Genomic DNA, 25,054 nt, shown 5'->3' with positions numbered 1-25,054 from the left:
GGCTTAGGCTTCGGTTGCGAAGCGACCGATTGCCTCATTGATTGCTCATGAATTGCCCCGTAAGCTGGAAATATGACGTCCTACATGCGCTCCTTCCTTATCCTGCTGCTAGTGCTTGCGCTTCCGATCAATGGGATAGCGGAAATGCTCATGACGGTTGGATCGTCCGGGCATCACATGATGTCCGATATGGAAGGTGTGGGCGCCATGACGACCGACCACGCTTCGATGGTTGGCGCCGATGACGGTGCTGAACACGAGTGCTGTGAAGCGAATGAGCATGGAACGGCGACCGTCTGCAAGACGGGCCAAGAATGCAAAACTGCAAGTATCCTTCAGCTTGTCTCAATAAAAGCCCAGCTGATGCCTGCTGCTAAACCCGTGACCACTCCCTATAACGGCCTGATCCCCTCTAGCCTTTTAGACGCCGTCTGGCGTCCACCCCGCGTCTAATTCCGATCAAATTATAGGAACCGCCCGAGTGAGCATTCGGGCCGGCTACTGCGCGCCTTTGGCTCGCATGAAAGATCAGGAATCCTTCGCAAATGAAACCCCGTATTTATTGGGCGCCGCCGTACGTGGCCGCCTTGATCATGGGCGCGCTCTCGTTTCCAGGGTTAGCGTCCGCTTTGACCTTAGAACAAGCTCTGAGCGTGGCCGAGCAAGACGCGCCTTCGCTGCATGCGCAAGCCGCCAACCTGGTGGCCGCACGCAGCGCTGCAATCCCTGCCGGCGAGCTTCCTGACCCTAAACTTAAGCTTGGACTGCAAAGCGTGCCCATCGAAGGTGACGCTCGCTGGCAGTTGGAGCAAGAGGCCATGACCATGCAAATGGTTGGGGTCATGCAAGATGTGCCAAACCGAGCGAAAAGGCGCGCTCGTGTCGAGGCCGCGCAGGCTAGTGTTGCGCTCGCAAACGCCCAGCAAACGGTTGAACGTCTCGGTGTGCGCCAAGCAACCGCCGAGGCATGGATCGCTAGCTTCGCGGTCGAGCAGAAGCTAAGCCTTTTCAAGCAGCTTTACAGCGAGAATCAGCTCCTTTCGCGGGCTGTTCAGGCCCGCATTGCTGGCGGCAGCGGACAAACCGCAGACAGCGTACTTCCGAGGCAAGAGGCAGCATTGCTGGCTGAACAAGAGGATGAGCTGCTGCGTAACCAGGCTGTTGCGCGGGCCGGCCTCCGGCGCTGGATAGGCGAGCTAGCAGGCCAGCCGCTTACAGGTGACTGGCCGCAATGGCTTGCCGCCGTTGATAACTATCAGCACAACCTGAACCGGCACCCGGCGTTACTCGCCTTCGACCCGATGACTCGTGAAGCGGAGGCAAAGGTTCACCAGGCCATCGCAGAGAAAACACCGGATTGGAGTTGGGGGATCGACTACCTGCGACGTGGCCGTGAGTACGGCGACATGGTGAACCTCAGCGTCAGCTTCGACCTGCCGCTGTTTACCAGCTCTCGGCAGGATCCGAAGATCGCGGCCGAACGAGCTCGCCTTGCCCAGATCGAGGCTCAGCGCCAAGCGACCTTGCGCCTGTACAACCAAGAGCTGAGTACTGACCTCGCTGAGTATCAGCGTCTGGACCGCGCACTCATCCGCCTCGACAAAACCTTACTACCCCTCGCTGAAGAGAAGGTCCGCCTTGCCATGGCCGATTACCGCTCCGGAAGCGGTGAGCTGACCGCTGTGATCGAAGCGCGACGACAGCTTGTGGAGACCCGGCTACGGCGTATTGACGTCGCCCGCGATCGATCGTTGAGCAATGCCCGCCTGCATTTCGCCTTTGGAGATACCCGACCATGACATTCCAACACAAGCGGCTGGTACTCGCCTTCAGTCTGCCTCTGATGATTAGCGCTGCAGCGCTAATCGGTCTGCCTACCGCAGCCTTCGGACAATCGCCTGCAGAAGAAGACAAGGAAGTGCTCTATTGGTATGACCCTATGGTCCCCCAGCAAAAGTTCGATAAGCCGGGCAAGTCGCCATTCATGGATATGGAATTGATTCCACGCTATGCAGATGAGGGAAGCGACGGGGCATCGATCAGTATCGACCCGAGCGTGACGCAGAATCTCGGCGTGCGCTTTGCAACCGTAACGCGTGAATCGATCAGCCAGTCGCTCGAAGCGACAGGCGCATTGATGTTCGACGAGCGAGACGTGGCGGTTGTGCAGGCGCGTGCCGGTGGCTTTGTCGAGCGCGTTTACGACCGAGCACCGGAGGATGTCATCGAAAAAGGCGCGCCGTTAGCCGATCTGCTGGTTCCCGAATGGGTTGCCGCACAGGAAGAGTACCTGGCGCTCAAAGGGATTGGCGAACCCCAGCTGCTCGCAGCGGCTCGCCAGCGGTTGCGCCTTGCTGGCATGCCGCCAGAAGTCATAGTGCAGCTAGAACGAACTGGTAAAGCGCGCCCTGTTTGGACAGTGAGGAGTCCAATAGGCGGCGTGCTGAACAGCCTCGACGTTCGCGAGGGCATGACCGTATCCACTGGTGCGTCTCTGGCACGTGTTAATGGGCTGGAAAAGGTATGGTTAGAGGTTGCGGTGCCTGAAGCGCAGGTTGCAAATGTGGCGCCTGGGCAGCTGGTCAACGCGCGCCTCCCGGCCTTTGCAGGTGAAGTTCTGGAAGGGACGATCCAGGCCGTACTACCACAAGCCAACTTGGATAGCCGTACTGTGCGCGTCCGGGTTGAACTGCCTAATCCGCAACAACGGCTTCGTCCCGGCATGACGGCCGAGGTGACGTTGAGTCGCAACGTCGAAGATGTCTTGGTCATCCCGTCCGAGGCGGTCATTCGCACCGGTCGGCGCGCATTGGTGATGCTGGCCGAGGATCAAGGCCGTTACCGCCCGATTGAGGTTCGCACAGGCCGGGAATTCGATGACCAGACAGAGGTGCTTGAAGGGCTGGAAGCCGGTCAGAAGGTCGTGGCGTCCGGTCAGTTTCTCCTGGATTCAGAGGCGAGCCTACGCGGGCTGACCGCTCAGGGTTTGGAGGAGCCTGCAACTTCTACAGAACCTGCGCTGCACGAGGCTGAAGGTACGATCGTCAGCCTGGAAGATGGCATGGTTGGCCTGTCGCATGGGCCGTTCAAGACGCTGAACATGCCTGGGATGACAATGTCCTTTCCGGTTGCAGATCAATCGCTCCTAACAAAGTTGCAGACCGGCGATCACGTCCGTGTCGGCGCGCGTGAAAGCGAAGAGGGCCTGGTCATTGAGCACATCGAGAAGCTGGGGGGCCAGCCATGATCGCAGCCATAATTCGCTGGTCAGTGGCCAACCGCTTTCTGATCCTGCTGGCTACTGTGTTCGCGGTGGCTTGGGGTGTCTGGTCGGTCAAAAACACCGCTGTTGATGCATTGCCAGACCTTTCCGACGTTCAGGTCATCATCCGCACGCCATACCCCGGGCAGGCGCCCCGGATCGTTGAGAATCAGGTCACCTACCCACTGACGACGACCATGCTGTCTGTCCCCGGCGCAAAGACGGTCCGCGGCTACTCCTTCTTCGGGGATAGCTACGTGTACGTCCTGTTTGAGGACGGCACCGACCTCTATTGGGCCCGTTCTCGGGTGCTGGAGTACCTGAGTCAGGTGCAGAGTCGGCTTCCCGCCGCCGCCAAACCCGCTTTGGGCCCTGACGCCACAGGTGTCGGCTGGATCTACCAATATGCTTTGGTAGACCGAACGGGCAAACATGACCTCTCGCAGCTGCGCTCTTTGCAAGATTGGTTCCTGCGCTATGAGCTCAAGACACTGCCCAACGTGGCGGAAGTCGCGCCCATAGGCGGGATGGTCAAGCAGTATCAGGTCGTACTGGATCCCGTGCGCATGGCAAGCAGGGGCGTGACGCAGCAGCAGATTGCAAAGGCGATCGATGAAGCCAACCGTGAAACCGGCGGGAGTGTTCTGGAACTCGCAGAAACCGAGTTCATGGTCCGTGCGACCGGGTATCTCAAGACACTCAAAGACTTTCGAGCCATTCCTTTGCGTCTCGACGGCGGCGTGCCTGTGACGCTAGGGGACGTTGCGCATATCCAGCTCGGCCCGGAAATGCGCCGGGGCATCAGCGAGCTTGACGGTGAAGGTGAGGTAGTCGGCGGCGTGGTGATCCTGCGGAGCGGCAAGAACGCTCGGGAAACCATCGCTGCCGTTCAGACCAAACTGGATGAGCTGAAAGCGAGCCTGCCCCAAGGCGTCGAAATCGTCACGACGTACGACCGTAGCAAGCTGATCGACAGTGCCGTTGAAAACCTCACGCACAAGCTCATCGAGGAGTTCATTGTCGTTGCGTTGGTTTGCGCGATTTTTCTGTGGCATCTGCGCTCGTCGTTGGTCGCCATCGTGTCGTTGCCGATCGGCATCCTGATTGCTTTTGTGATCATGCAGCGGCAAGGCATCAACGCCAACATCATGTCGTTGGGTGGCATCGCGATCGCCATCGGAGCGATGGTCGATGCAGCAATCGTCATGATCGAAAACGCCCACAAGCACATTGAGGCCTGGCACAAGCGGCATCCTGACTCCACCTTGAAGGGCCAGGAGCACTGGAAGGTCATTACTGACGCGGCTGTTGAAGTGGGGCCGGCACTGTTCTTCAGCCTGCTGATCATCACGCTGTCGTTCATACCAGTGTTCACCCTGGAGGCGCAGGAAGGCCGGCTGTTCGGTCCACTGGCGTTCACCAAAACCTATGCAATGGCAGCCGCCGCGGGCCTGTCTGTCACGCTGGTTCCGGTGCTCATGGGGTATTGGATCAGGGGCAAAATCCCTGACGAACACCGTAATCCACTCAACCGTGGCCTCATCTGGATCTACAAGCCGGCCCTGGACGCGGTACTGCGCTGGCCCAAGATGACTCTGCTGGTGGCTGTTCTGGTCTTCCTGACAGGCTTGTGGCCGGCCTCTCGCCTTGGTGGGGAGTTCTTGCCCCCGCTGGATGAAGGTGACCTCCTTTATATGCCCACTGCGCTTCCAGGCCTCTCCGCTCAGAAGGCTTCTGAGCTACTGCAGCAGACGGACCGGCTCATAAAAACGGTTCCAGAAGTTGCACACGTGTTCGGTAAGGCTGGTCGAGCCGACACCGCTACAGATCCCGCCCCGCTGGAAATGTTCGAGACGACCATTCAGTTCAAGCCGAAGGATCAATGGCGCCCTGGGATGACGCCTGACAAGCTGGTTGAGGAGTTGGATCGCACCGTACAGGTACCTGGATTAGCCAATCTGTGGATCCCGCCGATTCGAAACCGTATCGATATGCTGGCGACGGGTATCAAGAGCCCGATCGGGGTGAAAGTGTATGGCACTGACTTGGCACAGATCGACAAAGCCACCCAGGCAGTGGAAAAAATCGCCAAAACGGTGCCTGGGGTCAGTTCGGCGCTTGCTGAGAGACTGACCGGCGGCAGGTATATCGATGTGGATATCGATCGTGTCGCCGCCGCACGCTACGGCCTGAATATCGCGGACGTGCAATCGATCGTGGCCGGTGCCATCGGTGGTCAAACCATTGGTGAAACCGTGGAAGGGCTCGCCAGGTATCCGATCAACCTCCGCTATGGCCGCGAGTGGCGCGACTCGATATCCGATCTGCGCAACCTACCGATCTACACGCCGCAAGGCAGCCAGATCACGTTGGGGACCGTGGCCAAAGTACAGGTGACAGACGGACCGCCCATGCTTAAAAGCGAAAACGCAAGGCTGTCGGGCTGGGTTTACGTCGATGTTCGTGGCCGCGACATGGCGGCTGTGGTGGGCGATCTGAGGGAAAAGATCAGCAAAGGGGTCCAGCTCGAATCCGGCATGAGCATCAGCTATTCCGGCCAATTCGAATTCATGGAGCGAGCTAACGCGAAGCTGAAGCTCGTCGTGCCGGCTACCTTGCTCATCATTTTTGTCTTGCTCTACCTCACGTTTGGGCGCTTTGGGGAGGCGTTGCTGATCATGGCCACGCTGCCATTCGCCCTAACCGGTGGCGTCTGGTTCCTCTATTTGCTCGGGTACAACCTATCCGTAGCGACAGGAATCGGTTTCATCGCACTGGCAGGCGTTTCTGCTGAGTTCGGCGTCATTATGCTGCTGTATTTGAAGAACGCATGGACAGATCGGGTTAACGCTGGAGCCCATGGCGAAGGCGTACTGCTCGACGCAATCCGCGAAGGCGCTGTGCAGCGGGTGCGCCCCAAGGCCATGACCGTAGCAGTGATTATCGCCGGTCTGCTGCCCATCCTCTGGGGTAGCGGAACCGGCAGCGAAATCATGAGCCGCATCGCCGCGCCCATGGTGGGCGGGATGATCACCGCCCCTTTGCTCTCCCTGTTCGTTCTGCCGGCAGCTTACCTGCTGATGCGCCGCCGGCAATTGCGAGTTACCACCCAGCAAGCAACCAACCCCACTGGAGAACATCCATGAACATTAAGCACATCACCCTTGCCTCACTCTTCCTGGTGCCAGTCGCCTATGCCGCCGACAAGGAGCCAATGGACGGCATGCCGATGGATCACAAAGGCATGAACATGCCAATGGACCAGAAGTCGGCGGGACAGACCGCTACAGCCATCGGCACAGTCAAGAAAGTAAACACCGAGAGCGGCACCGTGACCATTGCACACGGCCCGGTCGAAGCGCTGGGTTGGCCTTCTATGACGATGGGCTTCAAAGCGAAGCCTGATCAGCTCCAAACGCTGAAAGAAGGGGACCAGGTCGAATTCGAGTTCTCCTCGAAAGGTATGGATTCCACCATTACGCGCATCGAAAAGCAGTGAAGAGCAGAAAGCGACCGCCGCAGGCGCGGCGGTCGTACCAACACGAGAATGAAGCGATTACCGCTTTGTAACCTTGGCAACAGCTTCTTGTAAGTAGCAAGCCTTTAATCTAAAGGCATCAACTAACCAAGAGGTGCAAACCATGAACCGCATAACCAAAGTAATCGTTCCTTTTATTCTGACCGTTGCTTCCTCGCTTGCAATGGCCGAAGGCGGAAGCGAACGTACGCTGAATCGCTTAAATGACTCGGCAGGAGCAAAGCCCACCCTTAAGGAGCTTGTCAAAGAGGGTCAAGTGCTGAGCATCGCACCTGCAGGGGCGACCGGCACGACTCGAATGATTCAAAACTATAGAACTAGTGCCCAAGTCCAGACGTATGAGATGAAGGTCAAGACCCCCGACGGGAAGATCCATACGGTAGAGTTCCTGAGCACCCCAGTTGGCGTGAACAATGGCTAATCTGCCAAGCTTAATATCCGAGGGATAGTTAGATGAGCAGCATAATATCCAAGATTAAAAGCGTACTGCAGCGCAATCCGGTCGTAACGGGGTTAACCGCAGCTGTGGTTGGCTACATGCTACTGAACCAAAGCACTGCGGCGTTGGCAACAACGCTGCCAAGCCTGCTCTTTCTCTTGCCCTGCTTGTTGATGATGGTCGTATGCATGAAGCATATGTCTAGCGGTAAGTGCGACAAGCCCAAGGAGCCCAACGTTGGCGAAAACACCTTGTTAAGCAAAAGCGAATAACCCACTGAACTTGGAGATTTAACATGCGAAAGGCCATCACCGTTACAGCAATCGCAATCACCTTGGCGAGCGGACTGAGTTTCGCAGCGGCAGATAAAGCGGACCAAAGCCATTCAGAAACCGGCATGATGAGCGGCGACAAGCATATGGAAATGATGGGTGACATGCGTGGAATGATGAAAGAGTGTCGTGAGATGATGGGGGCCGCCAAAGCCGACCACTCGCAAAATGGCGAAAATCCAGACGCAGCATAGGATATGAGGGTGTGAGTAACAATGATCGAAGCAGGTGGGGGGTGCCCCACCTGCTTTTTTGTGCTTGATGGCCTAACCAGGACCGTACTGATGGGAAAAGTGTCACTGACGAGCAGAATGGCGATAGCTTTCATGCTCGTGGTTACGGTTGTGCTGCTGGCGGCCGCAATCAGCTTTAATTATTTTTGTCAGCTCCATTTCGAACGCAAAGATGCACAAGTGCTTAATGAAAAGGCCGCTGCAGTAGAGCGTACGCTACTCAACAGCTCAGCATTCGGGCCTGAGACCGCTTCAAGGATCGATGCCGTTATTGAGCACTCCTTTGGCTTCGCGACTGCGGTTGTAGTAGACGGTAAGACGGTTTACTCCCATCACAATCTGTCTGAGAGCTTGCTACCTCTTGTCACAGACATCCAAGAGGAACGCTGGACGGTAAGTTTCGGTGGCCACCAGTACAGCGGAATTACCAGAAAAGTAAATCGGTGGGTAGAAGGGCAGGACACTGTTATCTATTTGGCTTTGGATGTAACGCACCGAATCCACTTCTTCGATATGATTCAGCAGTGGTTTGCTTATACGCTTGTCGTTAGTGCACTTCTGAGTGGCGCGTTAGGTGTTGTTCTGATCAGGAAAGGCTTAAAACCAATAGACGAACTGTCCAAGACTTCTTCTACGGTAACCGCCCACTGCTTAGATACCAGAATTCCAACCGAGTCGGTGCCAGGCGAGCTGCATGAACTCGTAGACAACTTCAACGAAATGCTTTCGCGCTTGGACGACTCTTTTCTCAGATTGTCAGGTTTCTCAGCGGATATCGCGCATGAGCTAAGAACGCCGCTGAACAGCATGCTTACCCAAATGGAGGTCGCGCTCTTGCGCGACCGCGAGAATACCGACTACAAAGACATTTTGTATTCCGCCCTCGAAGAACTTAGGCGCATGTCAAAGATGGTCGATGACATGCTATTCCTCGCCAAGGCGGACAACGGGAAGATTACGCCCAATGCCGAAGATGCCAGCATGGCTGAGATTACCGCGAGCGTTATCGAATATTACGAGCTTGCAGCCGAGGACAAAAAGGTAGAAATCGCGCTTTCAGGCGATGGATCGGTACATGGCGATAAATCGATGCTGAGACGGGCCGTCTCAAACATAGTCTCTAACGCAGTTCGATATGCAGAGGAAGGCAGCACCATCAGCGTTGAAATAAGCGAGAGCGGTGGCTCGGTTTGCACAGCCATATCCAACCGAGGCACAACGATTCCAGCCGAGCTTCAGGCCCGAGTGTTTGATCGATTCTATAGGGTCGACACCGCAAGGCGCGAAGGAACCACCATGAATGCGGGCCTCGGCATGGCTATCACTCGTTCGATAGTCGAAGCGCACAAAGGGCGCATCGCTTGCGAATCAGCTGAGGGGCATACGACTTTCACAATGACGCTTCCAAAGCTTATGTCTAGTTAATGGCAGAGTGCCAGCAACGACCCTGACCTACGCTCATAGAAACGCCAGGCTGAACCGAAAGAGGCCGAGACTTTCGAAGCTGTATGTTTGGTTCTGGAGGTTCCCGTGCAAGCGTCCTCATCGAGAAAATGCGGTACGACAGCCGCAGCGCTCAACGAAGCGTGCTTCTGCGTAAGCCTAGATCAAGCTGCGCTCGTAAACTCATTGACCGAACAGCTTGGGAATTCAGAGCTGTCGGAGCTATTGAAGTCACGTTGCCCTCATGTGTTTGCAGCACGACCGGTCTTTGTTTCATCCTTGCGGCTGCGCCAGGTTAATGAGGTTATTCAGGCCATCGAGCAGACCGTGAGCTCGCCCGGTTGGCGTGAGCATGCTCTGGATTCTGCACCTCCTATTGCCCGACACGATCCTCGGGGCGCGCGCGGCGTCTTCTTTGGCTACGACTTCCATCTGGATGATGACAAGCTTGGGCTCATCGAAATAAACACAAATGCGGGCGGAGCGATGCTAAACGTATTGCTCGCCCGCGCGCAGCGTAGTTGTTGCAGCGGCGTAGTCGGGCTTTCGCCAGGTCAGGAAGGACCCGGCGGCTTCGAGCGTTCGATTCTGGATATGTTCGCCCAGGAATGGTCTACGAGCGGCGAGCCACGTCCGCTCACGCGCGTGTTGATCTTGGATGAAAGCCCACAAGCCCAATACCTGTATCCGGAGTTCCTTCTTTTTCAGCGGTTATTCGAGTCAGCAGGAATCGACTGCCTAATCGCGGACCCAGCCGATCTGGCCTTTCACAACGAGTGCCTCTTGGTCGACGGGAAGCCTGTGGATCTCGTCTACAACCGACTCACCGATTTCTATCTGGAAGGCGACAATTGCAGCGCGCTGCGCAGCGCTTATTTGGCTGATGTCGTGACGGTAACGCCACATCCTCAGGCCTATGCCCTTTATGCCGACAAACGCCGGTTGGTTGACCTAACCAACGCACGTTTTTTGGAAGAGATTGGCGTCGATCAGCAAGTCCGAGCCGTATTGGCCCAGTACGTCCCGCTTACGGTTCCTGTCGAGCATCGCAATGCGGAGCACCTCTGGCAAAACCGCCGTAGCCTCTTTTTCAAGCCTGTCAGCGGGTTTGGTAGTCGCGGTGCGTACCGAGGAGACAAGCTCACCAAGCGGGTTTGGGAAGAAATCATTGGCGGAAACTACTTGGCCCAGTCCCTTATAGCTCCTGGCGAGCGTAGAACCGTCGCCGACCCTCAGGTACGACCAATGAAGTTTGACCTGCGCGCGTACGCTTATGCTGGCGAGGTGCAGTGGAACGCTGCCAGGGTCTACCAAGGCCAAACGACCAACTTTCGAACGGAGGGGGGCGGCTTTGCTCCTGTGTTTACCTTAGGCGAGGAAGAGGAGCTGGCCGGTTCCACGAAGCAACTATCGCACGCCTCGTTCACTTTCTTGCTCGACGAAACCGGAGCCATAGAAAAGCTGCCGCACCCGCTCTATCTCGCGTTGGTTCGAGCCGAAATGGCTACTTCTAAGCTTGCCGGTAAACGTTTCCGATTGGCCGACTGGTATGTGGCAATAGAAGATGGCCGTCCTTCCAAAGTCATCCGAGAATGGTACGGCTGGGTAGCGTTCGACGAAGCTGGTGGTTACCACCCTGAAGCTGATTCGCCGAACTGCAAGTCAGACAGTGCAGGCAATATAGACTCATCCGCACTACCGACACCGGAAGAGCACGATCGAATCGAGAGATTGTTGTTTCAAGCGAATAATGGCCTGTCTTGCAAGCCCCTGAGATAGGCCTAGGGCGCTCGTCTCAGCGAGCAGGCCCATCAGAATTGTACCGTCCAATGATTCATGCCGCTCAGGCCGGTCAGACTCGACTCCATGCCCATGTTTCGTCTGCTTTCTTATAATTAATTTAACGCCCTATTGGTTCATTCTTCGATAGCGTCAGCGCGTCAAGTCCACTTATCAAACCCGCGCTACCTAATGGGCGCTTAAGCTGGGTGATGATTACATTTCTGTAAGCTTCCAAAAAAATCGAAACCTCACAACTCTCGACTTGTCCTTTTTAAGTGACACCGCAGGCTGGTTTCTCTTCCTCAAACAAACCAATGGGCGAGGTACACAGTGAGGTCGAACAAGAAATGTATAGCTACTGGTGTAGCCGCTGGGATCGCTGGAACCCTGTTGCTGGGTGCTATTGTCGGGATTACCGTTGTTTACACGGGGGCCTATAACGTCGCAGCGACGGAAGACCATCAACCATTAGTGCGCTGGGCTTTGGACACGACTATGAAATCGTCGGTTGCGGATGGTGCATCTTCCATTAAACCGCCCGCGCAATTCAGTGCAAAAACGGTTTCTGAAGGTGGCAGTGCTTATCAAGCCATGTGCCAGCATTGCCATGGGGCACCCGGTGTTGAGAAAAGCGAGTGGGCTCGGGGAATGCTGCCGCAGCCCCCACACCTTCCCGACGTAGTTCCTGAATGGAAAGCCAATGAGGTGTTCTGGCTGGTGAAGCACGGCGTTCGAATGAGCGCAATGCCCGCGTTCGGCCCGACCCACAACGACGACGAAATCTGGGCGATAACAGCATTCGTGATGCAGCTTCCAGGCATGACTGCGCAAAAATACGCTGAGTTTGGAAAAAACGATTCGGCCGTAGCCCCCCATTAAAGAGGAACTAGTTCATGCAAATGTCTTACTGGCGCTTTGCAGCGATGATAGCAACTTCGACCCTCATCATGTATGGCGTTATGTATTTAAATACATACGCATTTGAACATGTTCTATGGAGCGAGACCCGCGTTTGGATGGCGTTAGTGATGGGCGCGGTGATGGCCGTAGTTATGCTCGCATTCATGCTTAATATGTATAAACGAAAATCGGTTAATATTGCCATATTCGCAGGCAGTGCAGCGGCCTTTGCTATTGCGCTGTGGCTTGTTCGTAGCCAGGCAACGGTAGGCGACACGGAATACATGAAGGCGATGGTTCCCCACCATTCCATAGCTATCATGACAAGCGAGCGCGCTCAGATTTCAGACCCTCGGGTCCGCAAACTGGCTGACGAAATCATTGAGGCTCAGCGCCGAGAAATAGCTGAGATGAAGTTTCTCATCCATGATCTAGAGAGGGCTAACTGATGCAACTGTATCGAGCACCCGCTATAGCCCGGGCCATTCTTCCCAAGACCATCATGACGACCTTCGCTCTGGCACTCACTGCTTGTGGTGACCCGGCTCCTGGTGAAGGCCTGGATAAGCCAACAATGCGGCCCCCCCTACCTGAAGTGGTAAGCGCCCGTGACGCTATAGGAAGTCCCGACATTCCGTCTATTGACCCGCAAACCCTTGATCAAGCGGAAGTAGACAAGGTACTCGGCTCAGGCCCTTACTGCACTTTCGTTTATACCGCGGAAAGCCCACCCGTAGTCGCGATCAAGCATGATGGGGAAAGCGGGGGCGCCAAGGGGGTTATAAAAATTCATGGCAAGTTGGTACAGCTGTCCAGCGAACCAACTCAAGGCTATTCTGCGCTCTTTGGCGGGGCCTCCCTCGCCGCCGAAAGCATCAACGTCAATGTAGCGTTGGGGAAAGACGGGGCCGTGCAAAAGCCTACAGGCGAAAAATCTATCGCAGATCTGAATTTTGAGCTTGATCAGGGCCTGATGATTGGCTATCGCGGATGGTACGCCTGCGAGAAACCGCCGCGGAGTTAAGTACTAACGCGTCACGCAGGTCGACGGGCTCCACATGGAGGCGCAGCCGGCTCTCCACGCCCGTTTCATCCCCATAGACCCGAAGCAAAGACCACCCATCGCGGCATAGCAAGGCTGAAAAAAACGCGGCGTTGCGCTACCGGCGGTTGTAGGACATAGCTGGCTCGATCCTCCTCAAGGGGAATGCCTTGCGCTTTGAGGGTGAGCAAGTCTATCTGCTAAACGAAATGCTGCTGGACACAGATCGATTCGATCTTGGCTATTGCGAGTTTCGTATGCGCTTTTTTGATAAGCCTTGTACGTCTGATATCAAGCGCGCGAAGTTTCTTATTGTTCTCCCCAAGCGGCTCTGGCACACCAATCTCGGTTGTGCCAGAGCAGGAGTAGATAGGCGTTACGCAGCCATGCGCTCGCATTCTTCAGCGCACTTCATACACGCTTTGGCACACTCTTGGCAGTGATCCACTTGATGTTTTGCGCATTCCTCTCCGCATGCACGGCAGATCTTGGCGCAAAGAGCACAAAATTCTTTAGCGTACTCACTTTCGCGACTCATCAGTGTGGCGGCCAACCTACAAATGTCCGCGCAATCGCGGTCAAGCTCGATGCAGCGAGCCATCATTTTTACGTCATCCTCACGCAGGCAAGCAGAGGCGCACGTTTCGCATACTAGGGCACAGTTCGAACAAGCTTGGATACAGGAAGCGAACATTGAGTTTGTCATTGTGTTCTCCAGGTTTCGAAAGTTGTATGTCGCCGGTGCCTACTAGCCGAATACACCCATAAGCGTATTAAGCAGGCACAAAAAATACGACAGGCTCCTATCTAACCCGTTTCGACCAACTTCATTACAATGCTGTAAGGTTCGTCCAACCGCACCGGGGATCTATGCGGGCGCGGTTGGGGGGCGACAAGCCAATAGATTGCCTGGCCGGCTTCGCTAGCCTGTTCTAGATGATGAGTGGGGTATGGCAAGCTCCCTGTCGCCACGACTGGGAGCCCTTACTGGGGAACCGCCGGAGCGAAAGCCGCTTAACTACGTGAGTTACTAGCCCTGCGGCCTAGCGTCTTGGGAATCAATCGCAGAGCCCTCCGGTACCGTTGCGTCGACTAGGATGGCCTAGGGCCGCCCCCTCTGCTTGTGCTGAGGCGCCTTTCTAAGAGCCTGGTCAGAACCGCGTAGGCACACATACCGGATGTTAGTGCTCGTGTTGCTTCCCGTCTGCGTGCACATGGTTTTTTGAAGGGGATTTGCCTTCCGCATCGGCACTGTCACTGCCATTGCTGTGCTCAACCGCCTGGGGCTCCTCGGACGCATGATGGTCATCGCTTTCGTTATTACCATGATGACCGGAGCCTGATTGGCCGGATGCTCCACCTGTGCTGCTGGAGCCATGGTGATCCGAGCCGCCACTGTCGCCCTGATGGTGGTCGCCCGAGGCCATCTCGCCGTGTTGCTCACTATGCCCAGCTGGGGTCTCCCCACCACCATGCTGGTGACCACCGCTAGACGCAACGAGTGCTCGATACGCTCCTTCATCTAACTCAGGAAGCTTCTGCAGAAAAGCCACCATTCCCCAGATGTACGGGTCAGCCATGCTTTTACCCCACGCGGGCATCCCAGTGGCCTTGATGCCATGCTTGATGACCCAAAATGTTTTTGCTGGGTCACCGTATAGCCCCGCTTCAGCCAGGCTGGGTGGAGCGGGATAAAGGCCATTGCTTAGCTCGGTCTCAGCCATGCCTGGCGCCAAATGACAACCCACACACATCGAGTCGTAGTTCCCCGCCCCGGCGCGGATTTGGTCTTCATCGTCGAGAGATGGCACGACTATGTCTTCGGAACGAACCTCAATCGAGCGATTGCGAGCAGTTTCCAGAAATGCGTGCACGACTCCCGTATGAGGATCATCCGCGGCAACGCTAATCAGTCCTGAGAAAACAACTCCGGCCACTACCAACAGGCCCAGAGCACAGAAGGCAGCGAAGCTAATAATTATTCTTTTCATCGAAGGTCCTTAAAACCAAAGCCTGATGCCAGCAACGAACCGCGCCTCATCTAGGTCTTCGCCCTCATCTCTCGCCATATCAGCGGTATTACCGTATGCCCGGCTCCACGTGACGCCGATGTACGGTGCGAACTCACGAACGATTTCGTATCGGAGGCGGAGCCCCACCTCTGTATTTGCTAGACCAGCGCCCACTCCGCGTGCAGGATCGTCCTTGCCATAGAAATTGAGCTCGGCAGTCGGTTGGAGGATGAGCCGGTTAGTTAGGAGAATGTCGTACTCGCCTTCAAAACGTGCTGCTGTCTGCCCACCTTCACCGACGAAGGCGGTGGCTTCCGCCTCAAACCCATACAGCGCCATCCCCTGGACGCCTAAAGCCGCCCACGTCTGCGGCGACTCGGGCTTAAAGTCCTGGCGAACACCTGCTACTACATCCCACCAGGGACTGATTGCACGCCCGTAAAGCGCCTGAATTTCCGCGTCTTCAGTAACGCCATTCGTTCGCTCACCTTCCGAGCGAAACCAGAACCGATTGATATCGCCACCAATCCAGGCAGTAGCTTCCCAACTGAGGGTGCTACCTTCATTTGCGTCCTGGTACTCAAGTTGATCTAGCAGAAGGAACCAGGCCAGATACTTGTCATGGACCGTATGACCTTGAAGACCAGGGAAAGCCGCTTCTCTATCCGCATCGGTCAATACTGGAATGAACGAGGGATGAACCATGCCGGGCATTTCGAGCGTATCGTCATGCTTCATTTGGCCATGGTTCATCTTGCTATGGTCCATCGCACCATGACCCATTGCAGAATGGTCCATTTGCCCACCGGAGCCATGATTCATTGCCGCGGGCTTGGCAGAAGATGCAGGGGCTTGAGCTGCCGGAATAGGAGGGGTTTGATGCATCGAGTGATCCATCATCTCGGCGGCGTTGGCTATCCGTCCAGCCGCTGCGCTCAACGAAACTCCGAGCGCAATAAGAGCAAAGCGAGAAGATCTAGTGGTCATGGTGCGAATCCACCTCAGTACCAGTAGCCTTCGGGTCATGATCCATCTTGCCATGGTCCATTTCACCATGGTCCATCGAGCCATGACCCATGTCGCCGTGGTCCATTTCTGAGTTAGAGGAGCCTTGTGTCTGAGATGCCGGCTTGTTGCCTGAATTTTGCGACGAAGCCGATGGTTGCTTGTGCTGATCATGCGTTTGCTCTGCAAACGCAGCTGACATATTCATTATGCCCAGCAAACTGAATATAAACGCGCTGCCGATAAGAGTCTTACGCTTCATAAAATTTCCCATATAAAGTTCCTCTTACTCATCCACTCGGACTTCACGAAACATGCCCATTTCCATGTGAAGCAGTAGGTGACAGTGATAAGCCCAACGCCCGAGTGCATCAGCTGTCACGCGGTAGCTGCGCTTTGAACCTGGAGGCATGTCGATCGTGTGCTTGCGAACCATGAAGTTTCCGTTCTCATCTTCAAGATCGCTCCACATACCATGCAGATGAATCGGATGGGTCATCATGGTGTCGTTAACCAACGTGATGCGTACTCGCTCGCCATATTTGAGCCGCAGGGGCTCCGAATCAGAGAACTCTATGCCGTCAAATGACCAGGAGAACTTCTCCATGTGGCCGGTGAGATGGAGTTCGATCGTCCGACTTGGCTCGCGGCCGTCCGGATCCGGGAAAGTGCTGCTCAAGTCGCCATAGGTCAGGACTCGGCGGCCGTTGTCTCGTAAGCCAATACCGGGATCGTTTAGCCTATGAGTCGGGCTCATGGTCTGCATATCCACCAGTGGGTTATTGGACTCTGAGGGCGGGTGCGATTGCATACCTCCGCTCATACCCGCCATCCCAGAGTGGTCCATCCCTGACATCCCAGCCATTTTGCTGTGATCCATTCCGGACATTGCGCCCATGCCGCCCATTCCCTGCATGTCACCGTGGTTCATACCGGACATGTTGCTATGGTCCATCGCACCCATGTCGCCCTGCATGCCGCCGCCATGGTCCATGCCCGCCATACCGCCCATACTGCCGTGATCCATCCCCATATCGTCCATGGTGATTAGCGGTCGAGGATCGGTTTCTGGAACAGGAGCGCTCAGCCCTTCGGCAACCGCTAGCGTGCCACGGGCGTACCCTGTGCGGTCCATCGATTGGGCGAAGATCGTGTAAGCCTGCTCGGTTGCAGGCTCGACAATCACATCGTAGGTCTCTGCCACGGCAATGCGGAATTCGTCGACGCTAACGGGGTTGACGTATTGGCCGTCGGCTGCGACTACAGTCATCTTCAGCCCTGGAATGCGGACATCGAAATAGCTCATGGCCGAGCCGTTGATGAACCGCAGACGAAGCTTCTCGCCGGGCTTAAAGATACCGGTCCAGTTCCCGTCGGGTGCTTGGCCGTTCATTAAGTAGGTATAGGTGTAGCCACTTACGTCGGCGAGGTCGGTGGGGCTCATCTTCATCTGAGCCCACATCTTCCGATTTGCAATCGTTGCGGCCCACCCGTCTTCGCTCACATCGTTAATGAAGTCTCCGACAGTGCGCTTATGGAAGTTGTAATAATCGGACTGCTTCTTGAGCTTAGAAAGGATTCGAGCAGGATCCTCATCGGACCAATCAGTCAACATCACCACATAGTCGCGGTCATAGCTGAACGGTTCGGGATCCTTCGCATCGATGACCAACGGACCATAGACACCAAGCTGCTCTTGTAGGCCTGAATGACTGTGGTACCAATAGGTACCGTTCTGTTTAACCTGAAACTTGTAGACATACATGCCATCGGGAGCGATGCCGTGGAAGCTCAGTCCAGGCACGCCATCCATGTTGGCCGGCAGGATCATGCCGTGCCAGTGAATGGATGTATCTTCGCTCAGCTTATTCCTGACCCGCAGCGTGACCGTATCCCCTTCACGCCAACGAAGAAGCGGTCCTGGAATAGTGCCGTTGATGGTCATTGCCGTCCGAGCCGCGCCGGTGATGTTGACCGGCGTCTCCCCAATCAGTAGATCGAACTCCGTGCCGGTTAGTACGCTGGGCTGGCCGGGGCTACTCACTGCCCAGACCGGAGCTCTCCACAAACCAAGACCGCCAAGGAGGCCTGCGGCAGTCAAGCCTTTAACAAAGGTTCGCCTAGAGGTTTTACGTTGCATGTGTACGTTCCAATCAAGCTAAGGAGCCAAGCCGAAACCAGCCCTGAGGGTTGATGTTGCCAGCGTTAATTGATCTTAAAAGCTCGGGCACGGTGTCTTATCAAGCGACTCGCCTTTATTCGTAAATATGGCATGCCTGAGAAAGATGCGTGATTACATTTTTGTAAGCTTAAAACGCATCAAAAGCGATCAAGAAATCACCTGACCACGTCGATTTCTGTATGGAGGCTGCGCAATAGCTTTACCTTGGGACGGAACTTTTGATTTATTTGAAGGATGTGGCTGCAATGATGCTCATTGAAAGTCGAACATCAGAAATCTAATAGCGGCTGCCTTCCAATCACTATATTTCGACCACGCTTCTATTGTTTCCAATTTATGTCGCATAGTTGGCGATGCCGCTTAAAAATGTGAGCGGCTAATACGACTTCGCTAGTTATTCCAACTGAGGCTGCAAGTGGCAACACCATGGCAGCTACAACGTTCGTAGAAGCTGCCATAGTTACCAGAGCCGCATGGTTAAATTTGCATAAGGCTTCGCATTAGCAGTTAGCGTGAGCGTGCTTCGTTGAAGCTGCCTTTGAGACTACCTCCTGAGATTGGTCCTTCTTGTCAGCCTGATAACTAGCGATCGCTAGCTGGCGAGCCTGCTCCAGACGAGCAAAGGTACGATCACCACCACCCTCTGCCATCGCATAGGTAGAGCTTGCCGCGATGGCGAGCAGTACGGAAAGAAATCTGAAAAGTTTCATCGCTTGTTACCTCGTTGAAAGACATGAACTACCCAGCACCGCTCTAAGCAGAGTCTTGGGCTAGGGCTTGTGTCTAAGCTAACCGAGCGTTCCTGTCAGATCCCTGATCTAGACATTACGGTTTCGTCAGTAATGCAGGCAAGCAGTTAGCGAAAGCGAAAGCGTGTATGCGCTTTTCGTTCTGACAATAGGCCTTGTTTCCTGCCGGCAAAAAAAAGGCGCCATCTAGGCGCCGATAGGCCAAAGGAGCATGGAAAAGGCCAAAAAGCAGAGTGTGGGAGCAACTGCTGATGTAGACGTTAGCGCTACAAGCTGTCAGACAGATGATGCGGGCATTACGTTTCTGTAAGGTACTGGCTGCAAGATCTGAGAGTCGGCACACTGTGATCTCAATGCAGGCGGAGTACTTTCAATGAAGCTTCTTGTTGCTGAAGATGAGCCGAAAACGGGCACCTACCTACAGCAGGGGCTCACTGAGGCGGGCTTCACTGTCGATCGGGTTCTGAATGGGACCGATGCTGCTCAGCATGCGCTTAATGCGGCATACGACCTGCTCATCTTAGATGTGATGATGCCTGGTTTGGATGGGTGGCAGGTTTTACAGAAAGTCCGCGCGGCCGGTAATGAGGTCCCCGTGCTTTTCCTCACCGCCAGAGATGGGGTACAGGATCGCGTAAAGGGGTTGGAGCTGGGCGCTGATGATTATCTTATCAAGCCGTTTGCATTCTCCGAATTGCTCGCCAGGATCCGTACGTTGCTTCGCCGCGGCAACCATGCTCCCAACCAAACGATACTCAAGCTCCTCGACCTTGAGATGGATCTGCTGAGACGTCGGGTTACGCGCTCGGGGAAACGCATAGACCTAACCGCCAAGGAATTCGCACTTCTTGAGCTATTGCTTAGGCGTCGCGGGGAAGTCCTGTCCAAATCGCTCATTGCCTCCCAGGTATGGGACATGAACTTCGATAGCGACACCAATGTGATCGAGGTGGCGGTACGGCGGCTGAGAGCGAAAATTGATGATGAATTCGAGCCGAAGCTCATACAAACAGCTCGTGGGATGGGCTATTTGATCGACGCGCCAGACGCCTAGAGTGTAATAGCAGCTATCTTCTCTCGATGGGCCAACTACTCTACCTGGTCTGTCCCGGGCCGAGCCTAGCCTTCTGAGTTATACTTATTCAGTGGCGGCAGGAAGAAGATGGGTCGCTGCGGGGGCGCTATCAAAATGTCAGTAGATTTGATGCTTGTGCCCTTGCGGCGCTTAGTTTTGCCATCTTTGCCGATCGCCAGCAGATCACCGGTCGCGACAGCCATACCGAGCGCCTGCTTTACACGAAGCTCGTCAGCCATGGTGTAATTGGTCAATCCACTCATCAGGCCCAGAAAAGGTTGCCGTTCAACCTCGTAGACCTGCTTAGGCAAGAGCTCTGAAAGCTCGCCACGGATGCGGTCATCCGTGGCATCGTCGAAGTGGTGCTCATCCAGCAGCAAATCGTGCTGACCTGTCACGGCGATATCCCGATTGGCGTCGTAACCAAAAAAGCTGGAAGGCGACAGCATATGGGAAAAGTTGTTGCCGTATTTCCAGTGGATCTTCTTCATCACATCATTAGCGCGGTAGTTGTTCGCCAGATGGATAAACCAATAGGCCATCGGGTTGCTGCCGGCCGGACGAATGAAGAAGACGGTCATGTACTGGGCACCGCTTTCCTGCTTGATCCCCTCGGACAGATGGCGTTGGATCAGGTATTGCCAGTTTCGCGGCTGATGGGCCTTCAGCTGTTTAAGCATGTCCCATGGCACATGCTGATCCAAGCCGATATTTGCAATGGCTTTCCGGTTCGCTTGGCGGTCGGCTAGATACGTAACTGTTTCCGCCGATGATTTTTTGACCCGGGTGCCGACGCTATGCAGACCCAACCCAGCAGTCTTAAAAGTTGAAATGCAACAGCGAGTTCAGCGTTCGAAACTGGGGCAATGAAATACCGGCATGTGGGTCAAAAATGCATCGGCAGCAACAGATACAGTATTTTTGAAGCCGTCATCATGAGTTTGACACCGCTCGGCCCGCTGCGCGCGTCCATCCAGCGGCTGCCCCTGTTCCTGAGTCCGATCGCCTCTGGCTTCCCCTCGCCGGCCGAGGATCACATCGAGGTCACCCTGTCTCTGGACGACCCGTGCGTCGCTACACCGCCAGTGACTGCCGAGCGGGTGATGGGCGTGATGGATGCGATCAATGCGCGATGGGGACGGGGAACCATGCGATCTGCAGGGGTGCCGGTGAAACCGGACTGAGGGCATGCGGCGGGAGATGATGAGCCCGAGCAATACGACGCGGATTGATCAGTTATGGACGGTAACGTAAGCGCTTGAGGCAGCCTACCCTGGAAGAAACAGGTATAAGCCAAGAGCTGCCCGAGTGCGAATTGATTCGCTCTAGTTGATTCAGGCGTTCATTGCCCCAGAGCAGTCAGCGAGATTGGCCTGACTGGCGACTGTTTCAGTTCTATGATGAAACCTGCCTGATATCCAACACGACCCAGACTTCATACCCTTTCTCTCGAGCCGCTTTCTCGGCCTCGAGTTGGGCAGCGAGTGTACTGATGGAGCGGGAGCTGTGCTCGAAGCGGAATGGCGAGCCACCGTTCTTGCGCACGCTCAATTCAACGAGTGTGAAGGTGGAGTGCTGTTTGGGTATTGGCTGCTTCGATTTCGAAGGAGCGGGGTCTAGGCCAAGTGCGCGCCGCATCTCGGCTTCAATGAGTTTTGCGTCAGTCAAGCGAGATCCCTAGAGCGATTGCGGGTGACGCCATTGTAGCGAGGAGTGGTGCTGACATGGCCTGAGTTCGATGCTGGCGAGCCAACAACCTCATCTCTGCGATATGGCTACGAATCACCAAAGTAGTCATCACAGGCGACTAGTCCGAATGGGCGTTCCTCGCAGGGCTGCTCATCGCTGAACAGATTCTGCGTGCGGCGCTCCTGCTTCAAAAACGCTAGCGCCGCGAAAAAGCAACTTTCGCATAGATTGACTCGATAGCGCTCGCCATCATGCCCTGCGCCATAGCCCCAGAGCGCCTGGAGCGTCCCGAACTGCTCGCCGTATCCCGGCACCCTCGTACTGGTAGCGCATACATCGCAAATGGTGTCTTTATGGGGCTCTGTCATCGGGCAGTTCTCGTGTTCGTATTAAAGAGGGCGGCGGGGGGGCACTGCACAACGGAGTGCCTTTTGCCAATTTGCAAGCGCCGCTGCGTCAGCTCAAGCATGGTCTGGTGCACCATGCCAGCGGTGGATGTGGCAGGTCTTCGACAACTGAACTGGGCTATCGAAGGGAGGATTCAAAAGCAACTGCGCTGATAAACTTATCGACAGTTGCAGATGCAGAAATCAGCAATCCGACTGGGTCAATTTCCCATCAGCGCCAACACTTCAAGCTGTCCATCGACGACCTGTGCCATGATTGGAAATGCGACGAGTGTCTGGAGATGCGGTTGGCTTTGGTTTGTCAAGGTTGTCCCCTGCACGTTTCTTGCGTTGCCGGCGGCGACCACTCCATTCCCTCTTCGAGGATCGGATGGCTTTCGCTCACGACGATCAACGGTTTGTTCCGATTCTCCAGCGCGAACATGGCGATGGAGCCTCCGGCGTCCGCCACCGGCACCGCCCCCTGTGGCTCAAGCCTGCCAACCCAGACATATTGCCGGGTCTCCAAACATGCACGGTAATACGAAATACCCATGTTTCCTCCGAATTCGAATCAAGTCTTTTGCTGCGCCAATCCGGAACGGGAGGCGGTACTGCCGCAATCATCAAAGGCAGCATGACACGCTCACACGACAACTATCCTGACGCGGCGGGGTTCCTCTTTCACTGATCAGCACTTGCTTTGTTGCTGACCACCGTTTGCATTCGACCTATCCCCTCTTGGTTAAGCTCACCAGCCCTACAAAGGGCGTCAATCCCCTTGTAAGTCTCGAACAGGGACATGAGGTCGCCCTGCGCCATGATTTCCAACGGTTTACGGCCATTAAAGAAATCGTTGTGGTTTTCCTTGCCCGCAAAACCGTAGACGTTCTCAGGGTTATCAAAGACCAGTCGCAAGCTGGCGTGGCAGTTCAATACGATGCTGGCCCGCTCCAGTTGATCGAAGTCGAGTTCCACGCCCTTGCCCTGCTGAGCATGGGAAATGCTGCTGCGCGAGACACGAAGAATACTGCACACCTGCTCAGTAGTAGACTTCCATTTCTCTAGGATTCTCAGTGCCGTTCGGAGAATCACGCTGCCCTGATCCTTTGAGAATGCAAGGGTTTTGGATGCTGCATGCATGGTGGTAGCTCCTGTATCTACGCAACATGGCGGTCGAGTCAGGTCATGCGCAACGGGGGGAAGTATTTCGCTAAACCGTGACCGCCTGTTTCGAAGTAGGCTGGAAATTGGTCACGTTGTTAGCGAAATGAGTGGTCATGCGTTAGCGAAAAGGCCGGTCACGATGGGCCGAAATACGCACCTAGCCTCGCAGATGCAATGCCGCAGAGAAGATCACGTGGGTACTCATCCGAGTATCGAGAGGCTGACTCGCTGAGGTTGAGTACGTGCGATCGCCTTCCACTCTGTACTGATGCCCAAGCACATTACCTTGAGCGTCTCGAATGGAGCTAATCTCCAGCAATGGCTCCATCATCCAACGACCAGCCTTGTTCATGTGCCCTGGATTCACAAGATACGCCTGCTCCAGCCAGGCGTGCTCAGTCTGCGCAGCTATGACCTGTTCCAGCAATGGAACCGACGGGACCATTAGCATGCTTCGAAAGGCCTCGTTTCCATCGTCCTCAACGATCTGCAAATAGAACCAGAGCCAGGTCACCTCTAGCTCGACATATGACCAGAACTGGACGCCATCTGGCGCTGTTGAGAGCCCGGGGAGCAGCTCCGCATTTCGGCTGGTCTTGAACACGCGGCAATCACCTAATGAGAATTGTGTTTGATTGGTGCACAATATATTTTGTAGTCATATATTGTTCAATCGCGCTTCATCTTTCCATTTTGCGGAGCAGCAAAATGGAAGTCCGGGATTCGTTCGGGAAAGCGTTGAGATTCGTGCGGCACCGTAGGGGGCTGGCGCAGGAAGATTTCTCGCTCGTTAGCAGCCGTACCTTCGTCAGCATGCTGGAGCGCGGGGCAACGAGCCCGACTCTCGAAAAGCTCGATAGCCTCTGCACGGTGCTCGACACTCATCCGGTCACCCTCTTGGCCCTGACCTACTTGCTTGGATCCGAAGCTCCTGAAAGTTTTGAGCAGCTCCTGGAGAAGGTTGGTGAGGAGTTGAGAGCTCTAGTCGAACCTGACTGATTACTCAGCGAGGCTGTGTGAGGGACCGGTTCCGTGGCCGCACAGTGAGTGTTGACCTTGCTGTCCCTCTGTGCCCTGTGGCTGGCCTGGAGGTCCCGTTTTTGGCAGGGCTTATAGTTTTTGTGGGCGTCAGAAAATATGTGGATTCTGACTTTTTGGGGCTCATATGTCCGTCGCACAAGCTATTTTAAATCGAGTCAAGCACATGCCAAAGGGGAGGCCCTTTGCCGGCGCGGTGTTCGCGCAGATCGGTTCCCGTGCGTCGATTGATAAAGCGCTTTCTAGGCTGGTGCAATCAGGCACGCTGGAGCGAGTAGCTCGCGGTGTCTACATGCGCCCCAAAATGAGCAAGTACACCGGCAGGGTGGTGCGCCCGAGTCCGCTGGCTGTCATGGAGGTCATCACGAAGGCGAGCGGCGAGACGATCCAGATACACGGCGCGGAGGCTGTTCGGAGGTTGGGCCTCAGCACACAGATGCAGGTGTTGCCGACCTTTTACACCAGCGGATCTACTCGCGAGATCAAGGTTGGCAATGCGGTGGTTCGCCTCCGCCACGTATCCAAGGATCGCTTGCAGCACGCCGGCACGACGGTAGGTGTGGCGCTTACTGCTCTCTACTACATCGGGAAAGAAGGGCTGTCCGCTAATGTGGTTTCCAAGATTGTTAGAGCGCTGAGCGGCGAAGAGCTGATGAAGCTCCGGGCCTGCAAGATGCCGGCATGGATGCGGTCGACATTGAGCCTTGTGTGAGCGTACGTGGATGCGACTTGCGTACTCGATCACTCGGCCTCGATGGTGATGATGTGTGTGGCGATCAG

General features: G+C 55.4%; 25 protein-coding genes and 2 pseudogenes. 16 read left to right on the top strand and 11 right to left on the bottom strand.

Features of this window, described 5'->3' with window-relative positions; all coding sequences use genetic code 11:
• The first annotated feature begins 72 nt into the window (after positions 1-72).
• The 12 genes from NAV33_RS04465 (at position 73) to NAV33_RS04405 (ending at position 12,953) form a co-directional block, all read left to right on the top strand.
• The gene (locus NAV33_RS04465) at positions 73-453 is read left to right on the top strand and encodes a hypothetical protein (protein ID WP_255977363.1); all 381 of its coding nucleotides are present in this window, start codon (positions 73-75) and stop codon (positions 451-453) included.
• Positions 454-545: 92 nt separating this feature from the next.
• The gene (locus NAV33_RS04460) at positions 546-1,799 is read left to right on the top strand and encodes a TolC family protein (protein WP_003292652.1); all 1,254 of its coding nucleotides are present in this window, start codon (positions 546-548) and stop codon (positions 1,797-1,799) included.
• Entirely contained in the window at positions 1,796-3,247 is a 1,452-nt protein-coding gene (locus tag NAV33_RS04455) for an efflux RND transporter periplasmic adaptor subunit (protein ID WP_200597770.1), read from the top strand. The genes NAV33_RS04460 and NAV33_RS04455 overlap by 4 nt, the downstream gene beginning before the upstream one ends.
• Positions 3,244-6,408, top strand: a complete 3,165-nt coding sequence (locus NAV33_RS04450) for an efflux RND transporter permease subunit (protein WP_003292650.1) — start codon at positions 3,244-3,246, stop codon at positions 6,406-6,408. The genes NAV33_RS04455 and NAV33_RS04450 overlap by 4 nt, the downstream gene beginning before the upstream one ends.
• A complete protein-coding gene (locus NAV33_RS04445) occupies positions 6,405-6,761 on the top strand; it encodes a copper-binding protein (RefSeq protein ID WP_102829505.1) in 357 nt (118 codons plus the stop codon). Before NAV33_RS04450 ends, NAV33_RS04445 begins: the two co-directional genes overlap by 4 nt.
• A 142-nt stretch (positions 6,762-6,903) precedes the next feature.
• Complete coding sequence (locus tag NAV33_RS04440) at positions 6,904-7,221, top strand: co-regulatory protein PtrA N-terminal domain-containing protein (RefSeq protein ID WP_003292648.1); 318 nt, start codon at positions 6,904-6,906, stop codon at positions 7,219-7,221.
• 313 nt (positions 7,222-7,534) lie between these two features.
• Positions 7,535-7,765 (top strand): hypothetical protein, encoded by a 231-nt coding sequence (locus NAV33_RS04430; protein ID WP_003292646.1) that lies wholly within the window; start codon positions 7,535-7,537, stop codon positions 7,763-7,765.
• Between the two features lie 90 nt (positions 7,766-7,855).
• On the top strand, positions 7,856-9,229 hold the full coding sequence (locus tag NAV33_RS04425; RefSeq protein ID WP_003292645.1) for a heavy metal sensor histidine kinase: 1,374 nt from the start codon (positions 7,856-7,858) through the stop codon (positions 9,227-9,229).
• A 204-nt stretch (positions 9,230-9,433) separates the two neighbouring features.
• Positions 9,434-11,026 carry a hypothetical protein gene (locus NAV33_RS04420; protein ID WP_255977356.1) on the top strand — a complete coding sequence of 531 codons (1,593 nt, stop codon included), beginning with the start codon at positions 9,434-9,436 and terminating at the stop codon, positions 11,024-11,026.
• 393 nt (positions 11,027-11,419) lie between these two features.
• A complete protein-coding gene (locus NAV33_RS04415) occupies positions 11,420-11,908 on the top strand; it encodes a c-type cytochrome (protein WP_226930360.1) in 489 nt (162 codons plus the stop codon).
• 14 nt (positions 11,909-11,922) lie between these two features.
• The gene (locus NAV33_RS04410) at positions 11,923-12,378 is read left to right on the top strand and encodes a DUF305 domain-containing protein (protein WP_100550036.1); all 456 of its coding nucleotides are present in this window, start codon (positions 11,923-11,925) and stop codon (positions 12,376-12,378) included.
• Positions 12,378-12,953 carry a DUF6692 family protein gene (locus tag NAV33_RS04405; RefSeq protein ID WP_221103347.1) on the top strand — a complete coding sequence of 192 codons (576 nt, stop codon included), beginning with the start codon at positions 12,378-12,380 and terminating at the stop codon, positions 12,951-12,953. The genes NAV33_RS04410 and NAV33_RS04405 overlap by 1 nt, the downstream gene beginning before the upstream one ends.
• Positions 12,954-13,347: 394 nt before the next feature.
• Here the strand turns inward: NAV33_RS04405 and NAV33_RS04400 are convergent, their stop codons facing one another.
• From NAV33_RS04400 to NAV33_RS21455, 6 genes are all read right to left on the bottom strand, one after another.
• A complete protein-coding gene (locus NAV33_RS04400) occupies positions 13,348-13,677 on the bottom strand; it encodes a four-helix bundle copper-binding protein (RefSeq protein ID WP_100550038.1) in 330 nt (109 codons plus the stop codon).
• Between the two features lie 475 nt (positions 13,678-14,152).
• Positions 14,153-14,962 carry a c-type cytochrome gene (locus tag NAV33_RS04395; RefSeq protein ID WP_212618439.1) on the bottom strand — a complete coding sequence of 270 codons (810 nt, stop codon included), beginning with the start codon at positions 14,960-14,962 and terminating at the stop codon, positions 14,153-14,155.
• 9 nt (positions 14,963-14,971) lie between these two features.
• A complete protein-coding gene (locus tag NAV33_RS04390; protein WP_212618438.1) occupies positions 14,972-15,970 on the bottom strand; it encodes a copper resistance protein B in 999 nt (332 codons plus the stop codon).
• The gene (locus NAV33_RS04385) at positions 15,960-16,250 is read right to left on the bottom strand and encodes a hypothetical protein (RefSeq protein WP_255977349.1); all 291 of its coding nucleotides are present in this window, start codon (positions 16,248-16,250) and stop codon (positions 15,960-15,962) included. Before NAV33_RS04385 ends, NAV33_RS04390 begins: the two co-directional genes overlap by 11 nt.
• A 24-nt stretch (positions 16,251-16,274) precedes the next feature.
• On the bottom strand, positions 16,275-18,128 hold the full coding sequence (locus tag NAV33_RS04380; RefSeq protein ID WP_200598892.1) for a copper resistance system multicopper oxidase: 1,854 nt from the start codon (positions 18,126-18,128) through the stop codon (positions 16,275-16,277).
• Between the two features lie 542 nt (positions 18,129-18,670).
• Positions 18,671-18,880: a co-regulatory protein PtrA N-terminal domain-containing protein gene (locus tag NAV33_RS21455; RefSeq protein ID WP_046164453.1), complete on the bottom strand. Its 210-nt coding sequence runs from the start codon at positions 18,878-18,880 to the stop codon at positions 18,671-18,673.
• A gap of 412 nt (positions 18,881-19,292) precedes the next feature.
• On the opposite strand from NAV33_RS21455, the gene NAV33_RS04375 reads away from it, so the two are divergent.
• Positions 19,293-19,973 (top strand): heavy metal response regulator transcription factor, encoded by a 681-nt coding sequence (locus NAV33_RS04375; RefSeq protein WP_046164454.1) that lies wholly within the window; start codon positions 19,293-19,295, stop codon positions 19,971-19,973.
• A 65-nt stretch (positions 19,974-20,038) separates the two neighbouring features.
• Here the strand turns inward: NAV33_RS04375 and tcmP are convergent.
• Positions 20,039-20,752: pseudogene (gene tcmP / locus NAV33_RS04370) on the bottom strand (three-Cys-motif partner protein TcmP); the annotation flags it as partial.
• Positions 20,753-21,091: 339 nt separating this feature from the next.
• On the opposite strand from tcmP, the pseudogene NAV33_RS04365 reads away from it, so the two are divergent.
• Positions 21,092-21,248: pseudogene (locus NAV33_RS04365) on the top strand (DUF4113 domain-containing protein); the annotation flags it as partial.
• A gap of 521 nt (positions 21,249-21,769) precedes the next feature.
• On the opposite strand, the gene NAV33_RS04360 reads toward NAV33_RS04365, so the two are convergent.
• From NAV33_RS04360 to NAV33_RS04345, 4 genes are all read right to left on the bottom strand, one after another.
• Positions 21,770-22,051 (bottom strand): hypothetical protein, encoded by a 282-nt coding sequence (locus NAV33_RS04360; protein WP_003298752.1) that lies wholly within the window; start codon positions 22,049-22,051, stop codon positions 21,770-21,772.
• Between the two features lie 340 nt (positions 22,052-22,391).
• Positions 22,392-22,625 carry a hypothetical protein gene (locus tag NAV33_RS04355; protein WP_255977346.1) on the bottom strand — a complete coding sequence of 78 codons (234 nt, stop codon included), beginning with the start codon at positions 22,623-22,625 and terminating at the stop codon, positions 22,392-22,394.
• Between the two features lie 128 nt (positions 22,626-22,753).
• A complete protein-coding gene (locus NAV33_RS04350) occupies positions 22,754-23,212 on the bottom strand; it encodes an antitoxin Xre-like helix-turn-helix domain-containing protein (protein WP_226930359.1) in 459 nt (152 codons plus the stop codon).
• A 181-nt stretch (positions 23,213-23,393) separates the two neighbouring features.
• Entirely contained in the window at positions 23,394-23,840 is a 447-nt protein-coding gene (locus tag NAV33_RS04345) for a hypothetical protein (protein WP_003298997.1), read from the bottom strand.
• Positions 23,841-23,944: 104 nt separating this feature from the next.
• Between NAV33_RS04345 and NAV33_RS04340 the strand changes: the two genes are divergently transcribed.
• Both NAV33_RS04340 and NAV33_RS04335 read left to right on the top strand, forming a co-directional pair.
• Complete coding sequence (locus NAV33_RS04340) at positions 23,945-24,235, top strand: helix-turn-helix domain-containing protein (RefSeq protein WP_003298996.1); 291 nt, start codon at positions 23,945-23,947, stop codon at positions 24,233-24,235.
• A gap of 166 nt (positions 24,236-24,401) precedes the next feature.
• Positions 24,402-24,986 carry a DUF6088 family protein gene (locus NAV33_RS04335; protein ID WP_036998750.1) on the top strand — a complete coding sequence of 195 codons (585 nt, stop codon included), beginning with the start codon at positions 24,402-24,404 and terminating at the stop codon, positions 24,984-24,986.
• Positions 24,987-25,054 lie beyond the last annotated feature (68 nt).

The sequence above is a fragment of the Stutzerimonas stutzeri genome (assembly GCF_024448715.1).
Taxonomy (GTDB): domain Bacteria; phylum Pseudomonadota; class Gammaproteobacteria; order Pseudomonadales; family Pseudomonadaceae; genus Stutzerimonas; species Stutzerimonas stutzeri_AR.
This window is presented reverse-complemented; position numbering and strand designations above follow the sequence as displayed.

Bases quoted from the DNA above. Each gene is read 5' to 3' on its own strand.
- NAV33_RS04465 (WP_255977363.1), top strand. From the start codon at position 73: ATGACGTCCTACATGCGCTCCTTCCTTATCCTGCTGCTAGTGCTTGCG.
- NAV33_RS04460 (WP_003292652.1), top strand. From the start codon at position 546: ATGAAACCCCGTATTTATTGGGCGCCGCCGTACGTGGCCGCCTTGATC.
- NAV33_RS04455 (WP_200597770.1), top strand. From the start codon at position 1,796: ATGACATTCCAACACAAGCGGCTGGTACTCGCCTTCAGTCTGCCTCTG.
- NAV33_RS04450 (WP_003292650.1), top strand. From the start codon at position 3,244: ATGATCGCAGCCATAATTCGCTGGTCAGTGGCCAACCGCTTTCTGATC.
- NAV33_RS04445 (WP_102829505.1), top strand. From the start codon at position 6,405: ATGAACATTAAGCACATCACCCTTGCCTCACTCTTCCTGGTGCCAGTC.
- NAV33_RS04440 (WP_003292648.1), top strand. From the start codon at position 6,904: ATGAACCGCATAACCAAAGTAATCGTTCCTTTTATTCTGACCGTTGCT.
- NAV33_RS04430 (WP_003292646.1), top strand. From the start codon at position 7,535: ATGCGAAAGGCCATCACCGTTACAGCAATCGCAATCACCTTGGCGAGC.
- NAV33_RS04425 (WP_003292645.1), top strand. From the start codon at position 7,856: ATGGGAAAAGTGTCACTGACGAGCAGAATGGCGATAGCTTTCATGCTC.
- NAV33_RS04410 (WP_100550036.1), top strand. From the start codon at position 11,923: ATGCAAATGTCTTACTGGCGCTTTGCAGCGATGATAGCAACTTCGACC.
- NAV33_RS04405 (WP_221103347.1), top strand. From the start codon at position 12,378: ATGCAACTGTATCGAGCACCCGCTATAGCCCGGGCCATTCTTCCCAAG.
- NAV33_RS04400 (WP_100550038.1), bottom strand. From the start codon at position 13,677: ATGACAAACTCAATGTTCGCTTCCTGTATCCAAGCTTGTTCGAACTGT.
- NAV33_RS04395 (WP_212618439.1), bottom strand. From the start codon at position 14,962: ATGAAAAGAATAATTATTAGCTTCGCTGCCTTCTGTGCTCTGGGCCTG.
- NAV33_RS04390 (WP_212618438.1), bottom strand. From the start codon at position 15,970: ATGACCACTAGATCTTCTCGCTTTGCTCTTATTGCGCTCGGAGTTTCG.
- NAV33_RS04385 (WP_255977349.1), bottom strand. From the start codon at position 16,250: ATGAAGCGTAAGACTCTTATCGGCAGCGCGTTTATATTCAGTTTGCTG.
- NAV33_RS04380 (WP_200598892.1), bottom strand. From the start codon at position 18,128: ATGCAACGTAAAACCTCTAGGCGAACCTTTGTTAAAGGCTTGACTGCC.
- NAV33_RS21455 (WP_046164453.1), bottom strand. From the start codon at position 18,880: ATGAAACTTTTCAGATTTCTTTCCGTACTGCTCGCCATCGCGGCAAGC.
- NAV33_RS04375 (WP_046164454.1), top strand. From the start codon at position 19,293: ATGAAGCTTCTTGTTGCTGAAGATGAGCCGAAAACGGGCACCTACCTA.
- NAV33_RS04360 (WP_003298752.1), bottom strand. From the start codon at position 22,051: ATGACAGAGCCCCATAAAGACACCATTTGCGATGTATGCGCTACCAGT.
- NAV33_RS04355 (WP_255977346.1), bottom strand. From the start codon at position 22,625: ATGGGTATTTCGTATTACCGTGCATGTTTGGAGACCCGGCAATATGTC.
- NAV33_RS04350 (WP_226930359.1), bottom strand. From the start codon at position 23,212: ATGCATGCAGCATCCAAAACCCTTGCATTCTCAAAGGATCAGGGCAGC.
- NAV33_RS04340 (WP_003298996.1), top strand. From the start codon at position 23,945: ATGGAAGTCCGGGATTCGTTCGGGAAAGCGTTGAGATTCGTGCGGCAC.
- NAV33_RS04335 (WP_036998750.1), top strand. From the start codon at position 24,402: ATGTCCGTCGCACAAGCTATTTTAAATCGAGTCAAGCACATGCCAAAG.